The 16,167-nt window shown below is 62.8% G+C and carries 13 protein-coding genes and 1 pseudogene; 3 read left to right on the top strand and 11 right to left on the bottom strand.

The genetic code is table 11. From position 1 onward, the window contains the following. Positions 1-114 precede the first annotated feature (114 nt). The 4 genes and pseudogenes from GN234_RS29605 to gabT form a co-directional block, all read right to left on the bottom strand. A pseudogene (locus tag GN234_RS29605) lies at positions 115-1,074 on the bottom strand (IS110 family RNA-guided transposase). 243 nt (positions 1,075-1,317) lie between these two features. Next, positions 1,318-1,806, bottom strand: a complete 489-nt coding sequence (locus GN234_RS29600; protein WP_003203167.1) for an Lrp/AsnC family transcriptional regulator — start codon at positions 1,804-1,806, stop codon at positions 1,318-1,320. Between the two features lie 45 nt (positions 1,807-1,851). Next, positions 1,852-2,508, bottom strand: a complete 657-nt coding sequence (locus tag GN234_RS29595) for an HAD family hydrolase (RefSeq protein ID WP_176689494.1) — start codon at positions 2,506-2,508, stop codon at positions 1,852-1,854. 84 nt (positions 2,509-2,592) lie between these two features. Beyond that, positions 2,593-3,885: a 4-aminobutyrate--2-oxoglutarate transaminase gene (gene gabT / locus GN234_RS29590; protein WP_109755478.1), complete on the bottom strand. Its 1,293-nt coding sequence runs from the start codon at positions 3,883-3,885 to the stop codon at positions 2,593-2,595. A gap of 287 nt (positions 3,886-4,172) precedes the next feature. Here gabT and GN234_RS29585 point away from each other — a divergent pair, with 287 nt between their 5' ends. The 3 genes from GN234_RS29585 (at position 4,173) to GN234_RS29575 (ending at position 6,934) form a co-directional block, all read left to right on the top strand. After that, complete coding sequence (locus tag GN234_RS29585) at positions 4,173-5,099, top strand: 2-hydroxyacid dehydrogenase (protein ID WP_109755479.1); 927 nt, start codon at positions 4,173-4,175, stop codon at positions 5,097-5,099. A 225-nt stretch (positions 5,100-5,324) separates the two neighbouring features. Then, the gene (locus GN234_RS29580; RefSeq protein WP_176689493.1) at positions 5,325-6,182 is read left to right on the top strand and encodes a GNAT family N-acetyltransferase; all 858 of its coding nucleotides are present in this window, start codon (positions 5,325-5,327) and stop codon (positions 6,180-6,182) included. Positions 6,183-6,226: 44 nt separating this feature from the next. Next, a complete protein-coding gene (locus GN234_RS29575) occupies positions 6,227-6,934 on the top strand; it encodes a cupin domain-containing protein (protein ID WP_163859005.1) in 708 nt (235 codons plus the stop codon). Between the two features lie 557 nt (positions 6,935-7,491). Here the strand turns inward: GN234_RS29575 and GN234_RS29570 are convergent. The 7 genes from GN234_RS29570 to GN234_RS29540 all read right to left on the bottom strand — a co-directional run bounded on the left by GN234_RS29570 (position 7,492) and on the right by GN234_RS29540 (position 16,167). Further along, positions 7,492-8,571 carry a tartrate dehydrogenase gene (locus GN234_RS29570; RefSeq protein WP_176689492.1) on the bottom strand — a complete coding sequence of 360 codons (1,080 nt, stop codon included), beginning with the start codon at positions 8,569-8,571 and terminating at the stop codon, positions 7,492-7,494. A gap of 40 nt (positions 8,572-8,611) precedes the next feature. After that, on the bottom strand, positions 8,612-10,069 hold the full coding sequence (locus GN234_RS29565) for an NAD-dependent succinate-semialdehyde dehydrogenase (RefSeq protein WP_116832807.1): 1,458 nt from the start codon (positions 10,067-10,069) through the stop codon (positions 8,612-8,614). A gap of 270 nt (positions 10,070-10,339) precedes the next feature. After that, entirely contained in the window at positions 10,340-11,497 is a 1,158-nt protein-coding gene (gene argE / locus GN234_RS29560; protein ID WP_163857996.1) for an acetylornithine deacetylase, read from the bottom strand. After that, entirely contained in the window at positions 11,494-12,648 is a 1,155-nt protein-coding gene (locus GN234_RS29555) for an NAD(P)/FAD-dependent oxidoreductase (protein ID WP_109755487.1), read from the bottom strand. The genes argE and GN234_RS29555 overlap by 4 nt, the downstream gene beginning before the upstream one ends. Then, complete coding sequence (locus GN234_RS29550; RefSeq protein ID WP_116832810.1) at positions 12,645-14,036, bottom strand: FAD/NAD(P)-dependent oxidoreductase; 1,392 nt, start codon at positions 14,034-14,036, stop codon at positions 12,645-12,647. The genes GN234_RS29555 and GN234_RS29550 overlap by 4 nt, the downstream gene beginning before the upstream one ends. Next, the gene (locus GN234_RS29545) at positions 14,018-14,326 is read right to left on the bottom strand and encodes a (2Fe-2S)-binding protein (protein ID WP_116832811.1); all 309 of its coding nucleotides are present in this window, start codon (positions 14,324-14,326) and stop codon (positions 14,018-14,020) included. Before GN234_RS29545 ends, GN234_RS29550 begins: the two co-directional genes overlap by 19 nt. Beyond that, positions 14,323-16,167: an ABC transporter ATP-binding protein gene (locus GN234_RS29540; RefSeq protein WP_176689491.1), complete on the bottom strand. Its 1,845-nt coding sequence runs from the start codon at positions 16,165-16,167 to the stop codon at positions 14,323-14,325. The genes GN234_RS29545 and GN234_RS29540 overlap by 4 nt, the downstream gene beginning before the upstream one ends.

Raw genomic sequence — 16,167 nt, 5'->3', positions numbered from 1 at the left:
GTGTCAGCCAGCATCCATGTTTCTGATCCGCCGCCATCGCGAGCAGGCTCGCTCCCACAAGGGTTGGCGGTGGACACAGGGGTTGCGTACACCAGAGATCAGGTGTGGGAGATTCTATGTTGCAGGGGAACCCTGCAACCGTGAATTTGGTTGGTATTCGCTCTGATTTTTCATCAGGGCGAATGCTACCCGACACAACTTGCGGGCGAGGATAACCAAGGCCTGAGTTCTGGCCAGGCCTCGTGCCAAGAAGGCCTCATAGTAAGGTTTCCAGGCAGGAGACCGACAGGCCGCCATCGCGGCGTTGTGCGCCAGGCGTCGTAGCTCCCCGTCCCTTTTTGCTCAAGTGACGAGGACTGTGCTTCTTCCTGAATCTTTTGGACGCAAATCCATCCCCAAGAAAGCAATGAATGCATCGCCACTGACAAAGTGACCGCGCATGAATGCGGTCGCCAAGCCAATGGCCGTCAGTTCACCAATCCCTTCGATGGCTTTGCAGCGGTTGATGTTTTCAGTGATCCCTGCCGCTTGGCTGGCCTCACGCATTAGTTTCTGAATGGCCTGATCGGACTCTTTGAAGACCTCCAACTGCCGGGCCAAGATGTCCTTCAGACACGGTTCGTTCGAAAAACTCAGCACGATACTGACGCGGGCCTTGATGAGTGCCGCACGTTTTCTAAGCAGGTTTTTTAACACTTTGTAGGCTTCTGGAGGTGGGCTCCAGATACGCAGCCTTGCTTGCTCGTTCGTTAGATACCGAGCCAGCAAACGCGCATCACAAGGATCAGTTTTAGCCCGCAGCCCAATACTTTCACGGTAATGGGCCACCCGATAAGGATCCACAACGTAAACATGAAACCCCATTCCATGGGCCAGCTCAGCTGTGTCCAGGTGATAAAAGCTGGTGGCTTCCAGCGCAATCGAGCTTTGGGCTGGTAGCGTTTTGAGCCACCGGCCAAGAGCTTCGCGGTGGTTGGCGATGGCTTGAGTGATTTTCAGGTCTTCGCGGTAAACGACGATTTCGGCCTTCGCTACATCGATACCAATAACCGTTGGTGAGTTAAGGATTGTCATGACGAATCCTCGGAGCTAGGGTTTAGGTGCTTGTCGGGGTCTACCTTTGCGCTGGCTTGCCTCTATCGTCGGTTTTACCGATGAATTCCTTATCGGCGCTTTAGGTAGAAAGGGCGGAACGAGAAGTCTCCCACGGTCCGTACTGGCTAGAGTCGGAATCGAGCTTTTAGTCCCGCCCACCCCTTCAAGTCTAAACATACAAGCGAGCTTGCTCCCACAGTTGTTCCTGGATAGGTCTCGGCTTCAATGCCGCAACAACTTGCGCAACGGAATCTCGTCCTTGCGCACCGGTGACTTGATGACGATGTAGCTAAAGTACTTGGAGATGCCGATGTTCTTGTCCAACAGGCTTTCCATCACGTCCTGATAGTCCTGGATGCTGCGGGTCATGAACCGCACCAGGTAGTCGTAGCCGCCGCTGATCAGGTGGCATTCGAGTACTTCATCCACCAGGCGGATGTTGGATTCGAACTTGGCGAAGTCCTCGCGTTTGTGGTCGCTCAGGGTGACTTCGGTGAAGACCGTCACCGAGTCGGTGATCTTGGCCAGGTTCAGATGGGCCTTGTAGCTGGAGATGTACCCCAACGACTCCAGCCGTTTGACCCGTTGCAGGCATGGGCTGGCGGACAAGCCCACGGCATCGGCCAGGCTGACGTTGGTCATGCGACCGTCTTTTTGAAGCTCTACCAAAATGCTGATGTCGATCCGGTCCAGTTTCGCTAAACCTTCCATCGCATACCTCTTGCCTGCCGTTCGTAAGACAATCTTCTAACAAAATCAGCGTCGTAAGGACAGCTGATGCTGAGCCACCAGATCAGCCATGCTGTTGATGCAATAGTCCGCCGCACAGGGCGTGGACGGGTTTTCGCTGCTTCGGCAGATCAGGCAAACCGCCCCGACCTCCCGTGGACGGGCGCCAGGACGGGTTATCTGTAGGATAGCTTCGGCATCCAGATCGTTGGCCAGCAACCAATCGCGATCCTGCAACGGGTCGCTCGCCAGGGAAATGAAATCATCCGGCTCGATGCCCAGGCGCTCGCACAGGGCACCCCGGTCCTCGGCATCACGATCCCCCTGCACCAGCAGGCGATAGAACTTGCGCAGGTAGAGCATCGCCCCTGGCGCATCCTCGAACAGCGTCCAGCCGGCGGCCGAACGAGCAAAGCTCATGCCCTCCTCCCAACTGACCTTGAGCTTCCAGCGTTCAGCCAACTGGCGGTGAGCGAAACACAGCAACCCACTGAAGCCCAGCTCGCCGAAGCGCGGATACAGGGCCCGCAGCACCTCGTCGAACTCGGCCAGAACCCGGGTCTTGTCCGGTGAGTCGACATGGTTTTCCAATAGCGGCTGCAAGGCCGTCCAGACGCCAGCGTCGCGATCCACCAGAACCTCATCGCAGTCGATCAACAACGCTCGATATTCAGTCAGCCTCATGGGTAAAGCCTCCGATGATGTCCATCACTCGCGCTCCATTAGTGGCATGGGCGCTTGCCTTGGCAAACGCCCATGCCAGGCGTTTCAGCCCACGACCCGGGCCAGTGCGGCGTCGAGAATCTGCAACGCTTCGTCGATCTGTGCTTCGCTGGTGACCAACGGTGCCAGGAAGCGCAAGACGTTGCGGTACACCCCGCACTTGATGACCAGCAAGCCACCGGCGCGGGCTTCGTCGATCAGGCGTTGGTTCAGGTCGGCGTCCGGGGTGCGTGCCTCGTCATGCTTGACCAATTCGATCGCCAACATGAAACCGCTGCCGCGCACATCGCCAATCTGCGGGTAGCGCGCTTGCAGGCGCAACAGGCCCTGGCGCAGACGCTCACCCAGAACTTCGCCACGGGCCAGCAGTTGCTCTTGCTCGTATGCCTCGATCACCGCCAACGCCGCCGCGCACGACAGCGCGTTACCACCGTAGGTGCCGCCCAGGCCACCGGGCAGCGGTGCGTCCATGATCTCGGCCTTGCCGACCACACCCGACAGCGGCAAGCCACCGGCCAGGCTCTTGGCGACCGTGACCAGGTCCGGCTGAATGCCCGCGTGCTGGAAACCGAACCATTTGCCGGTGCGGCCGAAACCGGTCTGGATTTCATCGAGAATCAACACAATGCCATGCTTTTGCGTCAATGCGCGCAGGCCCTGCAAAAATTCGGCGGGTGCTGCCAGGAAACCGCCATCGCCCTGCACCGGCTCGATGATGATCGCCGCGACCCGCTCGGGCGCCACTTGGGTGGCCAACAGCTCGTCCAGCGCCTGCAACGCCATCGCGCTGGTGACACCGCGATAGGCATTCGGGTACGGGGTGTGGAAGACCTCCGGCGCGAACGGACCGAAATTCTGTTTATACGGTTGGCTCATGCCGGTCAGCGTGGTGCCGAGCAAGGTCCGGCCATGGAAGCCACCGCGAAAGGCGATCACCGCCGAGCGGTTGGTGTGGGCACGGGCGATCTTCACGGCATTTTCCACCGCCTCGGCGCCGGAGGTGAAAAAGGCTGCTTTGTAGTGCTCCTGGCCGCCGATCATCTCGCACAGGCGCTGGGCCAAGTCCAGGTAAGGCTTGTAGGCCACCACCTGGAAGCAGGCATGGGAGACTTTCTGCAACTGGGCCTGCACCGCAGCGACGACCTTGGGATGATTGTGGCCGATGTTCAACACACCGATGCCGCCGACGAAGTCCAGGTAGCGCTTGCCGTCCACATCCCACAACTCCGAGCCCTGGGCCCTGTCGATGACCAACGGGTGAGCGGTGACCAGGCCACGTGGCACGAATCGATCACGCTGACGGAGCAGACTTGGAGTTTCTTCGACTTTACTGTTCATGGCATTTCCCATCGTGAGCCTCGCCCCCAGGAAGCGGTTGCGGTGTGTTCACAGGTTAAGGGTTCGACGCGATTGTCTAAGCCGAACTTGGCCGCTGAGAAATCCGGATCGACTGTTTACACCCCGGCAAACAGCAGAATCCTCCAGAGGCATTCCACTCCCATGGAATCTGCCGCAGGAGGCGCCTTGCAACGCAGCCTGATGCTGCTAGGCAAGCCCTTTCGACAGATCCTGCTCTGGCGTTGAGGCATGCTAGGAGCTCCTTGATTTCAGGCGAGAAGTGACCCATGGCCCTGCTCTATAAAGCTGACCCGGTACGCGGCGAACACTGGCGGCGCCTGTTCGCCGAACACGCGCCGGACATCGAATGGCGTGCCTGGCCAGACATTGGCGACCCGCGGGATATCCAGTACCTGGCAGCCTGGCAGGCCCCGGACGAGCTCGAAACGCTGTTGCCGAATCTGCAGGTGCTGTTCGCCCTGTCAGCCGGTGTCGATCAGCTCGACCTCGGTCGCTTGCCAACAACGCTGCCGGTGGTGCGCCTGCTCGACCCGGGCATCAGCCAGGGCATGTGCGAGTACGCCAGTTTCGCCGTGCTCAGCCTGCACCGGGACATGTTGCGCTATCGCCAGCAACAGGCCGAACGCTGCTGGCAGGCACATCGCCTGGTGCCCGCGCACCAGCGCCGGGTGGGCGTCATGGGCCTGGGTTTGCAGGCGCGGCAGATACTCGCCACCTTGAAGACCTTTGGCTTTGCCTTGTCGGGTTGGGCCCGCAGCGAGCATCGCCTCGATGGGGTCGCGTGCTTTGCCGGCGACGAGCAATTGCCGGCCTTTCTCGGCCAGTGCGACATTGTCCTGTGCGTCCTGCCGTTGACCGAGCAGACCCGAGGGATCCTCGACCGCCAGCTATTCCAGCAACTGCCCAAGGGTGCGGCGCTGGTCAACATGGGCCGGGGTGGGCATCTGGTGGAAGCGGATCTGCTTGAAGCACTCGCCGACGGCCAACTCAGCGCCGCAGTGCTCGACGTGCTGGAACAGGAACCGGCAGCGCCGGAGCATCCTTTCTGGCATCACCCGCAGATACTGCTGACCCCGCATATCGCAGCGATGACCCAACCCGAGAGTGCATTTGGCGTGTTGCTGGAGAATATTCGCCGGCATCAACGAGGCGAATCGATGCTTGGGTTGGTTGACCGTGAGCGCAGCTATTGAGCCCTCGGTGGCCGTTGGTTTCGATCTGAACGGCGAAAAACCGCGCCGGTATTTACTGCTGGCCAAACGTCTGATTTGAGCAAGAAATGTGGCCGGCAGAGCCGTTGCTTACGGAAGATACCGAATCGATTTGCCACGCTTGCCAGGCCCGGTTGCAGGTGAGATACACAGACTTTCAGCGCACAAATCCACCCGATTTTGTCCCTTATTTTATGGTGATCTGCCATGTCCATTTCGCAACGCCCTACTTACTTCTATCGCGCCATGACCGCCACCGACGTGCCTGCGGCCCATGCCTTGTCCGTGCAGTTGAAATGGCCCCATCGCCTGGAAGACTGGGCGATGTTGCAGCGCGTCGCCCAGGGGTTTGTCGTGGAAGACCAGGGCCGTTTGATCGGAACGGCGTTCACCTGCGCCCAGGGGAACTACGCCACCATTGGCCTGGTGATCGTCGACGACAAGTACCAGGGCCAGGGCATCGGTCGCAAACTGATGGAACTGGCCATCGAGGCCTGCGGATCGCGCACCGCCATTCTCAACGCGACGCTGGCCGGTGCCCCGCTGTATGCCAGCCAGGGATTCGTCGATTTTGGGCATATCCAGCAGCATCAAGGGCACGCGCAAGTGCCGGCCCCGCAGGAACTGGCCGCCGGCGAAAGCTGCCGCGTGCTGGGCGAAGCCGACCGCGCCGAGTTGATCGAACTGGCCAATGCCGGGAGCGGGCTGGAGCGCACTGTCGTACTCAATGACCTGTTCGACGTCGTTGAACATTCAGTGGGTATCGAGCGCGACGGTCACCTGTGCGCCTTCGCCCTGCTGCGCCCCTTCGGCCGTGGCCGCTGCATTGGCCCGGTCATCGCCCAGAACCTGGAACAGGCCCGACACCTGATCGCCGTGCTGCTGGCCGAAGTGCCGGACGCATTCGTTCGCATCGACATCCCCTCGAACAGTGGCCTGGCCCCTTGGCTGGAAGAGGTCGGGCTCAAGCAGGTCGACACCGTCGCCCAAATGGCACGGGGCACGCCGCCGCAGGCTACCGGCGCGGTTCGGCAATTTGCGCCGGTGACCCAGGCCATTGGCTGAAACGAACCACATTCTTTTCAACGCTTCCCCGGAGAATCATGTTCATGCTCGAACCCACCCCAGTGCTGTTGGCACACGCCGATGGCGGCCTAGCTTCAACCCCATTCACGCCGGGCTCACTGGCAGCCAAGGATCCATTCGACCGACTCATTGCCTATGCCGGGGCGGATGGCATGGCGGCCGGCGTGGTCCGCGCGAGTGGACGGTTCAGCGTCGATGAATATCCCTTCAGTGAGACGATCGTGGTGCATGCCGGCGCGGTAACCCTGCGCAGTCAGGGGCAGACGCTGCAGCTCACGCCGGGTGAAAGCACGGTGATCGGTCGAGGGACGGCGCTTAAGGTCGAAGCGCAGCCCGGGTCGCTCTGGGCCTTCTGCGCCGACACCCAACTGGTCGAAGAACCTCATCCCGGGCTCACGGCGCTCCCCGCCCACACCCTGCTCTCACCCTCTGCGCCACCCGACGACGAGATCCTGCTGAGCCCGCCACCGCAATGTCGTTCCCACAATCTGTTTGTCGAAGAGGCTAGCAACCTGCGCATCGGCATCTGGGACTCGACGCCCTACACCCGCCGGTCACGACCGCACAAACTGCACGAATTGATGCACCTGCTCGAAGGCAGCGTCACCCTGCAAGCCGCCGATGGCAGCAACCTGACGGTCAACACTGGCGATACGGTGTTCGTGCCCCTGAATGCGCCGTGTGCCTGGAAGAGCAGCGTCTATGTACGCAAGGTCTACGTCGTCAAATAATCCGGCGTACGACAGTCACACCGCTATCGCGAGCAGGCTCGCTCCCACAGGGGACCTGCGCCAGCCGCAAAACCGAAGGGCGTCCCAGATCAAATGTAGGAGCGAGCCTGCTCGCGAAGACGGCGGCACATCCAACACCATCGCAAGCAGACCCAACGCTATCGCGAGCAGGCTCGCTCCCACAGGGGACCTGCGCCAGCCGCAAAACCGAAGGGCGTCCCAGATCAAATGTGGGAGCGAGCCTGCTCGCGATGACGGCGGCACATCCAACATCATCGCAAGCTGATCCACCGCTATCGCGAGCAGGCTCGCTCCCACAGTGGACCTGCGCTAGCCGCAAAGCCGAAGGACACCCCTGATCAAATGTGGGAGCTGGCTTGCTCGCGATGACGGCGGTACATCCAACAGCATCGCAAGCTGACCCACCGCTTTCGCGAGCAAGCCCGCTCCCACAGGGGAGTTGGGGTGGATGGGAAGCTGGCGGCAAAAAAAAAGCCCGCAGTGTGAGCGGGCAAAGGGGGTCACAGGTGAGGCAGGCGTCCGTGCCTGGCTAAATCTCAGAGCGCGTCGGCGATGGCCCGGCCAACATCCTGGGTCGAGCCCTGCCCACCCAGGTCGGGGGTGATAGGCCCTTGGGCAATCACCCGCTCGATGGCCTTGAGAATCCCGTCATGGGCCGCGCGATAACGCTCATCGCCGTTACCCAGAAAGTCCAGCATCAACGCACCGGACCAGATCATCGCGATCGGGTTGGCGATGTTCTGCCCATAGATATCCGGGGCCGAACCATGCACCGGTTCGAACAGCGACGGGAAGCGCCGCAACGGATCGAGGTTGGCCGATGGGGCGATGCCGATGGTGCCGGCGCAGGCCGGGCCCAGGTCGGAGAGGATGTCGCCGAACAGGTTCGACGCCACCACCACATCGAAACGATCCGGCTGCAACACGAAGCGCGCGCAGAGGATGTCGATGTGTTGCTTGTCCCACTGCACATCCGGGTACTGCGCGGCCATCAACGCCGTGCGCTCGTCCCAATACGGCATGCTGATGGAGATGCCGTTGGACTTGGTCGCCGCCGTCAGGCGTTTGCGCGGTCGAGTCTGGGCCAGGTCGAAGGCGAACTTGAGGATCCGGTCGACCCCGCGCCGGGTGAACACCGACTCCTGCAGCACGAACTCATGTTCGGTGCCTTCGAACATCTTGCCGCCGACCGACGAATATTCGCCCTCGGTGTTCTCACGGATCACCACGAAGTCGATGTCCCCCGCTTCGCGCCCGGCCAACGGACACGGCACACCCGGGAACAGGCGCACCGGACGAATGTTCACGTATTGGTCGAAGTCACGACGAAACTTGAGCAACGAGCCCCACAGGGAGATGTGATCCGGCACCTTGTCCGGCCAGCCCACGGCACCGAAGTAGATCGCGTCGAAGCCCTTGAGCTGTTCGAACCAGTCGGCGGGCATCATTTGCCCGTGCTCCAGGTAGTAATCGCAGTGGGCCCAATCGAGCACTTCGATGTCCAGCGACAACTGCCACTTTTTCGCGGCCTGCTCCAGGACTCGCAGCCCTTCCGGCAGGACTTCCTTGCCGATACCGTCGCCGGCGATGGCGGCGATGCGAAATGGTTTGCTCATCAATCATGGCTCCCTAATGTCTGTTCAAACGCTGGCCGCATCACAGCCCACCGATATGGAAGGCTTTGACTTCAAGGTACTCGTCCAGGCCATATTTGCTGCCCTCGCGTCCCAGGCCCGACTGTTTGATACCGCCGAACGGGGCGACTTCCATGGAGATCAGCCCGGTGTTGAGCCCGACCATGCCGAACTCCAGCGCCTCGCCGAAGCGCCATGAACGACGCAGGTCCTGGGTGAAGTAGTAAGCGCCCAGGCCATACGGCGTGGCATTGGCCAGGGCCAGGGCCTGCTCCTCGGTAGTAAAGCGCATCAGCGGCGCGACCGGGCCGAAGGTTTCTTCGTTGGCCAGCAACATCCCGGCGTGGGCCTCACCCAGCACCGTGGGCTGGACGAACTGGCTGTCGCCCTCGGGAACACCGCCACAGAGCAGGCGCGCGCCCTGGCTCAACGCATCGTCGATGTGCCGGGCGACTTTGCTGACGGCGGCCGGGTTGATCAGCGGGCCGATCGTCACGTCAGCCTCCAGGCCATTGCCGACCTTGAGCTTGCCCACCTCTTCCACCAGCCGCGCGGCGAAGCGCTCGTAGATGCCGTCCTGCACCAGGATGCGGTTGGCGCAGACGCAGGTCTGGCCGGCGTTGCGGAACTTGCTGAGCATGATTCCGGCCACCGCCTGCTCCAGGTCAGCGTCGTCGAACACGATGAACGGTGCGTTGCCGCCCAGTTCCAGGCTCAGGCGCTTGATGTGTTCGGCGCTCTGGCGCATCAGCAGCCGCCCGACTGCGGTGGAACCGGTAAAGGAAATCTTGCGCACCGTCGGGTTGCCGGTCAGTTCTTCGCCGATGCCGGCCGGCAGGCCGGTGACAACGTTGAACACCCCGGCCGGAATCCCGACCCGCTCAGCCAGAACGGCCAAGGCCAAGGCTGACAAAGGCGTCAGGTCGGAGGGTTTGACAATGACCGGGCAACCCGCCGCCAGGGCGGGTGCGCATTTGCGAGTGATCATTGCATTGGGGAAATTCCACGGGGTGATCGCGGCGCAGACGCCCACCGGTTGCTTGAGCGTGAGCAAGCGACGGTCACCACTGGGCGCCGGAATGGTTTCGCCATAAACCCGGCGGGCTTCTTCGGCAAACCATTTGGCGAAGCCGGCTCCATAGCGGATCTCGCCTTTGGCTTCGCTCAGCGGCTTGCCCTGTTCCCGAGTCATGATCAGCGCCAGGTCGTCGAGGTTGTCGATCATGGCCTGGTACCAACGCTCCAGCAGCACCGCACGCTCAGCCGCCGGACGCGCGCGCCAGGCCGGCCAGGCACGCTCGGCGGCCTCGATGGCGCGGCGGGTTTCCACGCCTTGCATGGCCGGTACCCGGGCCAGCACTTCACCGGTCGCCGGGTCGATGACATCCAGGGTGGCCGCATTGTCGGCGCCGATCCACTGACCGTCGACGTAAGCGAGTTCTGCCAACAGGCTGGGGTCTTTCAATTGATTCTTGAGCATGGTCGCGTCCTGTTCCGAGGTGATTCCAGTCTAAGGAGATGCCACGGGGCAGGATGCTGAAAGCGGGGTTTGGGCAGTGTTGGATGCTGAAGTTTCGAGGTGGGACGGCAGGCTCTACCGAGGCCCCAGGCTAAACACCAAACCCTGTGGGAGCAAAGCTTGCTCGCGATTGCGGTGCATCAGGCGACATTGATCAAGACCGTGTCATCGTTCATCGCGAGCAAGCTTTGCTCCCACAGGCGTACTCCCACATTTTGTTCAGTGTATGGCTTAGATTTTCAAGGAACCCAGCAACCCGTCCAAAAACCGCTCCCCCGCCTCCATCTGGCTGATTTCGATGAACTCGTCAGGCTTGTGCGCCTGTTCGATGGAGCCCGGTCCGCAGACCACCACGGGCACATCCAGGCGCTGCTTGAACAGGCCGCCTTCGGTGCCGAAAGAGACCTTGGCAGTGCCGGTGTCGGGGGCGGCGAAGTTTTTCAGGAAGCGCACCGCCTCGACGCTCGGATGGGTGTCGAGACCCGGGTAGACGTTCAGGGTTTCGATCTCGATGTCCGCGACGCTGGAGAGTTTCTTGGCTTCACGCACGATCGCTTCGGCCTGCTCACGCAGTTGTTCCAGGAACAAGTCCAGGTTATCGGCCGGCAAGTTGCGCACTTCGAAATCCAGGGTGCACAGGTTCGGCACGATGTTCAGTGCCTTGCCGCCGACGATCTGCCCGACATGCACGGTGCTGTAGGGCACGTCGTAATCCGCGTCCTGGGCGCCCTGCGCCTGCAATTGCTGTTGGCTCTGGCGCAGCGCGGCGATGAAATCGCAGGCCACGTGAATCGCATTGACCGAGCGCGGCGCCAATGACGAATGCGCCTCCAGGCCACGACAGTAAGTGCGATAGGACCCCTTGCCCTTGTGGCCAAGCACGAACTGCATGTTGGTCGGCTCGCCGATCACGCACAGAAACGGCCGCACCGGCGCCAGGTGCAGCACGTCGAGCAAGCGACGCACACCGACGCAACCGATCTCCTCGTCGTGGGAGAGCGCCAGTTGCAGTGGCCGGTTCAAGGGATGGTCGGCGGCATCGAGCATGGCGTCGATGGCCAGTGCGATGAAACCCTTCATGTCGCAACTGCCACGCCCATAGACCCGCCCGTCCCGCACGGTCGCCTGGAACGCCGGGACGGTCCAGGCCTGCCCCGCCGCGGGCACCACGTCGGTGTGCCCGGACAGCAGGATCCCAGGCAATTCACGCGGGCCGGTGCTGGCGAACAGGTTGGCCTTCTTGCCGCTTTCATCCTTGACGATCAGCGACTCGATGCCCTTGCTCAGCAACAGCTCGCGCACGTATTCGATCAGGGCCAGGTTCGATTCTGAGGAGACCGTTTCAAACGCCAGCAGGCGTTCGAAAATGGCTAGCACGCGGGGTTTCATGAGGCCTTGCTCCGTTGCTCGGCGGAAAGGGCGAACCGGCGGATGGAGAACGGCTCGATGGAAGTTCGAGTGCTGCCGGTGCTGATCAGTTCAGCCATCACATCGCCAACGCCCGGGCCGAGCTGGAAGCCATGACCACAGAAACCGAAGGCATAGTACAAACCGTCGACGTTGCCACTGGGGCCCATTACCGGCAGGGAATCGGGCAGGTAGCCTTCGATGCCGCTCCACACGCGAATGATGTTGAGATTGCCGACACCCGGCAGCAACCGGCGCATCTGGTCCAGTTGATTGAGGATGCTGCGCGGCTCGACATAGGCCCGGCGGTTGAGCATGTCCGGCTTGCTGCGATAGCCACCGCCGATGACGATATTGCCCCGGGGGATCTGGCGGAAATAGATCACCTCCTCGGGAATCTTGGTGTACACCCCGATCACCGTCGGCAAGGCATAAGGCACCGGTTCGGTGACGGCCATTTGTGGGCCGTTGGTCTCCAGGGGCACCGGCTCGCCGAACTGAGCCGAAAGCTTCTGGCCCCAGGCGCCTGCGGTAATCAACAGTTGGCCGGCGCTGAACTGGCGACCGTCGGTGGTGCTGATGCTGAATCCATCACCGACCTTCTGCACCTCCGCCACCTCAGTCCGCTCCTCGATGCGCGCACCGAGGCGTCGGGCCGCCCGGGCAAACGCCGGGGCCGCCAGGCGCGGGTTGGCGTGACCGTCGTGGGGTGCATAGGAGCCGCCCTTGACGTCCTTGCCGAGAAACGGAAAACGCGCATGCAGCTCGCTGCCGCGATAGATCTGCAAGTCCAGCTGCGCCGCCTCCGGTGCCGCCGCATAAGCTTCGAGCTCGGGGATTTCATCCTCGCGATAGCACACGCGCATATGCCCGCTGGCGATGAACTCCAGATCGTCGTCGATCAGCTCCGGCAGGCGTTTCCACAGCGCCCAGGAACGGTTCGCCAGTTCCAGTTGCCCGAGGAACCGCCCCTGGCGCCGCACGTTGCCGAAATTCACGCCGCTGGCGTACTGACCGATCTGGTCACGCTCCAGCAGGATCACCGACTGCCCGCGCTGCCGCAGAAAAAACGCCGCCGCCGAGCCCATCAAGCCACCCCCGACAATTACTACGTCGGCTTTATTCAGCGTCATGGCGCCACCTCCCGAGTGAGCATCGAAAGCGGTTTGACCGGTGCCTGACCGCGCTGGCGTCCCACCTCCTGCACAGGGACACCCGCTGCCGCGGCAATCACTTCGGCACCGGCCTGGGAGCAATAGCGCCCCTGGCAACGGCCCATGCCGACCCGGCTGAAAGCCTTGGCCCGATTGACTTCACAGGCGCCCTTTTCGCTGACCGTGCGACGCAACTCGCCGGCGCTGATCATTTCGCAACGGCAGACGATGGCCTCGTCCGGCAAGGCCTTGGCTTGCGCGGCGGGCCAGGGAAATGCCTGGGCCAGGCCGAGGCGAAAGTCATCCATGACTTTGAGCGCCTGGCGCTGCTCGGCGACCTGTGCGGCGTCCACCGGCAGTTGCAGATCGCGCAACAACGCCAGGGCAACCAGGCGCCCGGCATGCTCGGCGGCATCGGCGCCACGGATCTTCGAACCATCGCCGGCGGCGTAGACACCGCTGACCGAGGTCCGGCCCTCTTCGTCCACCTCCAACCACCATTGCCCTGAGGCCTCGTCGAAACGCATGCGACAGCCTGCCAGGTCAGCCAGTTGGGTTTCCGGCCGCAAGTGATAACCCAGCGCCACCGCGTCGCACGCCACCGTCAAGGTTTCCCCGTTCGCGGTGCGTACTCGTACGCCACTGACACCGGTGACCGCCTCACCGAGCACTTGCAGCGGCGAAATGCCCAGGTGCACCGGGATCTTCGCCCGATACAGCTGGGCCAGCAGCTTCATGCCGGTAAACAGCAATCCCGGGCGCGCCATGAGTTTGGGCAAGGCTTTGATCCGCAAGCCCAGGGGCGAGGTGTCCAGCACCGCGGCAACAGTGGCCCCGGCTTTGACGTATTGACTGGCAACGAGGTACAGCAACGGCCCGCTGCCCATGAACACCACGCGGTGGCCGATGGAAACCGCCTGGGCCTTGAGTGCAATCTGCGCCCCGCCGAGGCTGTAGGTGCCGCCCAGCTGCCAACCTTCGATGGGCATGAGGCGGTCGGTGGCACCCGTGCAAAGGATCAGCGCGTCATAGTCCACCGTTGTGTGCAGCCCCTGGCTGACACAGCACAACTGCCCGGGCGTCAGGTTCCACGCCAGGGTGTCGGGACGGTAGTCGATCTGCGGGCGCAGGCGGTCGAAGCTTTCGTGCAGGTCCCGGGCCTTGTCCGCCTCGGTGCCGTACAACGTCGTGTAGCTGCGGGTGAACCCTTCAGGTTGACGCCGGTAGATCTGCCCGCCATCGCGACGATTTTCGTCGATCAGGATCGGTTTGAAGCCCGCCGCCACCAAGGTCTGGGCACACCGGACGCCGGCCGGTCCGGCGCCGACGATGACGACTCGATGGGTGTTCAGCCGCGCAGTGGCCATATCGCCTCCGGTTGTTGAGTGATGATGTCCAGCCCTTCGCGTACTTCATTGGAGCAGGCCCGCAGGCGTTCGCCGCTGCGAGTCCAGACCCAGCAATCCTGGCAGGCGCCCATCAGGCAGAAGCCAGCGCGGCTACCCGGATCGAATTCCGACTGGCGCAACGCCGGGCCATGGGTCAGCAACGCGACCATCAGCGTGTCGCCCTGCAACGCCTCGATGGGAACACCATCGACTGTCAATTTGACGATGGGCCGGCCCTGTTCGGCCAACCTCACGAAACGCGCATTCATGCGTAGGCTCCCACGATCATGCTGTTTGAGTCCTGTTGGCTCTTGAGCAGCTCGGCGCTGTCGTGATGACAGAGCACTTCACTGCCGCCATCGATGGTTCGCCGAGGCGGCGCGCTGTGGTTGCACAGGCCATCGACCCGCACCGGGCAGCGGTTGAGGAAGGTGCACAAGCCCGGCACATCGGCCCTGGCCCCCAACGCTGGCAGGTTGCCGCAGGTCGTGGCGCCACAGGTTTCCAACCAGCCCTGGCGCAGCTCCGGCACCGAGTGGATCAGCAGGTCGGTGTAGGGATGGAACGGCGCCTGGGCGAACGATTGCCGGGGGCCCGCCTGGACCTTGTGGCCGCTGTACATCACCACGATGTCGTCGCACAGCGCCCGCACCGTGGAGATGTCGTGGCTGATGAACAGGTAGGACACCCCCAGTTGCTGGCGCAGGTCGCGCAGCAGTTCAAGGATCGCCGCGCCGACCACGGTATCCAGCGCCGAGGTCACTTCATCGCAGAGAATCAGATCCGGTTTGGCCGCCAGCGCCCGGGCCAGGTTGACCCGTTGCTTCTGTCCGCCGGAGAGCTCGCTCGGGCGGCGCTCGGCCAACTCCCGTGGCAGACGCACCAGGTCGAGCAACTCGCCGATACGCTCGCGCAGCGCCGCACCCTTGAGGCCGAAATACATCTTCAGCGGCCGGCTCAGGATGGTGCTGATGCTGTGCATCGGGTTCAGCGCGGTGTCGGCGTTCTGGAACACCATCTGGATACGCCGGAACTGTTCGTCCGTGCGTTCGGACAGGCTGCCCCCCAGTGGCTGGCCATCGAAGGTCAGCCCGCCAAGGGCCGGGCTCAACAGCCCCGCCACCACCCGCGCCAGGGTCGATTTGCCTGAACCCGATTCGCCGATCACGCCGATGGCCTGGCCCCTGCGCACGGTCAGGTCGATGCCTTCCAGCACCCGGATCGCCGGCATGCCGTGCTGATCCTTGTTGCCGTAGCCGGCGGTCAAACCCTGGATGGTCAGCAGCGGCGTGTCTTCGGCCACACCGCAGGGCGGGCGAATCGTCGTGTCCGGCCGCGCCGCCGCCAACAGGCTGCGGGTGTAGGCGTGGGCCGGGCCCTTGAGCAGCGGCGCAGTGGCGCTGTGTTCGAAGATCTGCCCGCCGTTGAGTACCACGATCTGGTCGGCCATCTGTGCCACGACGGCCAGGTCGTGGGAGACGTAGACCGCCGTCGCACCCCGCTCGCGCACCACACGCTTGAAGGCCCGCAGCACGTCGATCTGGGTGGTCACATCAAGGGCCGTGGTCGGCTCATCGAGCACCACCAGCAGCGGATCGCTGATCAGCGCCATGGCCGCCATCACCCGTTGCAACTGTCCACCGGAGACTTGATGGGGATAGCGCCGGCCGATGCGCTCGGGGTTTGGCAGCGCCAGGTCGCGAAACAGTTCGATGGCCTTGGCTTCGAGCGTCGCCCGATTGCCCAGGCCGTGGATCAGCGCACCTTCCACCACTTGGTCGATGATCCTCTTGGCCGGATTGAACGCCGCCGCCGCGCTCTGGGCGATGTACGACACCCGGTTGCCACGCAGGCCTTGCAACTCGCCTTCGCTCAACGCCAGCATGTCGTGCTCGCCGATCTGCACCACGCCACCGGCCAGGCGGCAACCGCGCCGGGCATAACCGAGCAATGCCAGGGCGATGGTGGTCTTGCCGGAGCCGGACTCGCCAATCAGCGCCAGCACTTCACCTTTCTCCAGGGAGAAACTCACGCCCTTGACGATCTCCACCTCGCTGCGCTCGCCACAGGCGACCACGCGCAGGTTCTCGACTCGGATCAATTCGCTCAT

The sequence above is a fragment of the Pseudomonas bijieensis genome, assembly GCF_013347965.1.
Lineage (GTDB): Bacteria > Pseudomonadota > Gammaproteobacteria > Pseudomonadales > Pseudomonadaceae > Aquipseudomonas > Aquipseudomonas bijieensis.
The sequence above is the reverse complement of the archived record's forward strand: the minus strand, read 5'-3'. Positions and strand labels throughout refer to the sequence as shown.

What these genes read in the sequence shown, in the direction of transcription:
- GN234_RS29600 (WP_003203167.1), bottom strand. Translation starts at nt 1,806, where the DNA reads ATGGAAGGTTTAGCGAAACTGGACCGGATCGACATCAGCATTTTGGTA.
- GN234_RS29595 (WP_176689494.1), bottom strand. Translation starts at nt 2,508, where the DNA reads ATGAGGCTGACTGAATATCGAGCGTTGTTGATCGACTGCGATGAGGTT.
- gabT (WP_109755478.1), bottom strand. Translation starts at nt 3,885, where the DNA reads ATGAACAGTAAAGTCGAAGAAACTCCAAGTCTGCTCCGTCAGCGTGAT.
- GN234_RS29585 (WP_109755479.1), top strand. Translation starts at nt 4,173, where the DNA reads ATGGCCCTGCTCTATAAAGCTGACCCGGTACGCGGCGAACACTGGCGG.
- GN234_RS29580 (WP_176689493.1), top strand. Translation starts at nt 5,325, where the DNA reads ATGTCCATTTCGCAACGCCCTACTTACTTCTATCGCGCCATGACCGCC.
- GN234_RS29575 (WP_163859005.1), top strand. Translation starts at nt 6,227, where the DNA reads ATGCTCGAACCCACCCCAGTGCTGTTGGCACACGCCGATGGCGGCCTA.
- GN234_RS29570 (WP_176689492.1), bottom strand. Translation starts at nt 8,571, where the DNA reads ATGAGCAAACCATTTCGCATCGCCGCCATCGCCGGCGACGGTATCGGC.
- GN234_RS29565 (WP_116832807.1), bottom strand. Translation starts at nt 10,069, where the DNA reads ATGCTCAAGAATCAATTGAAAGACCCCAGCCTGTTGGCAGAACTCGCT.
- argE (WP_163857996.1), bottom strand. Translation starts at nt 11,497, where the DNA reads ATGAAACCCCGCGTGCTAGCCATTTTCGAACGCCTGCTGGCGTTTGAA.
- GN234_RS29555 (WP_109755487.1), bottom strand. Translation starts at nt 12,648, where the DNA reads ATGACGCTGAATAAAGCCGACGTAGTAATTGTCGGGGGTGGCTTGATG.
- GN234_RS29550 (WP_116832810.1), bottom strand. Translation starts at nt 14,036, where the DNA reads ATGGCCACTGCGCGGCTGAACACCCATCGAGTCGTCATCGTCGGCGCC.
- GN234_RS29545 (WP_116832811.1), bottom strand. Translation starts at nt 14,326, where the DNA reads ATGAATGCGCGTTTCGTGAGGTTGGCCGAACAGGGCCGGCCCATCGTC.
- GN234_RS29540 (WP_176689491.1), bottom strand. Translation starts at nt 16,167, where the DNA reads ATGAGCGAATTGATCCGAGTCGAGAACCTGCGCGTGGTCGCCTGTGGC.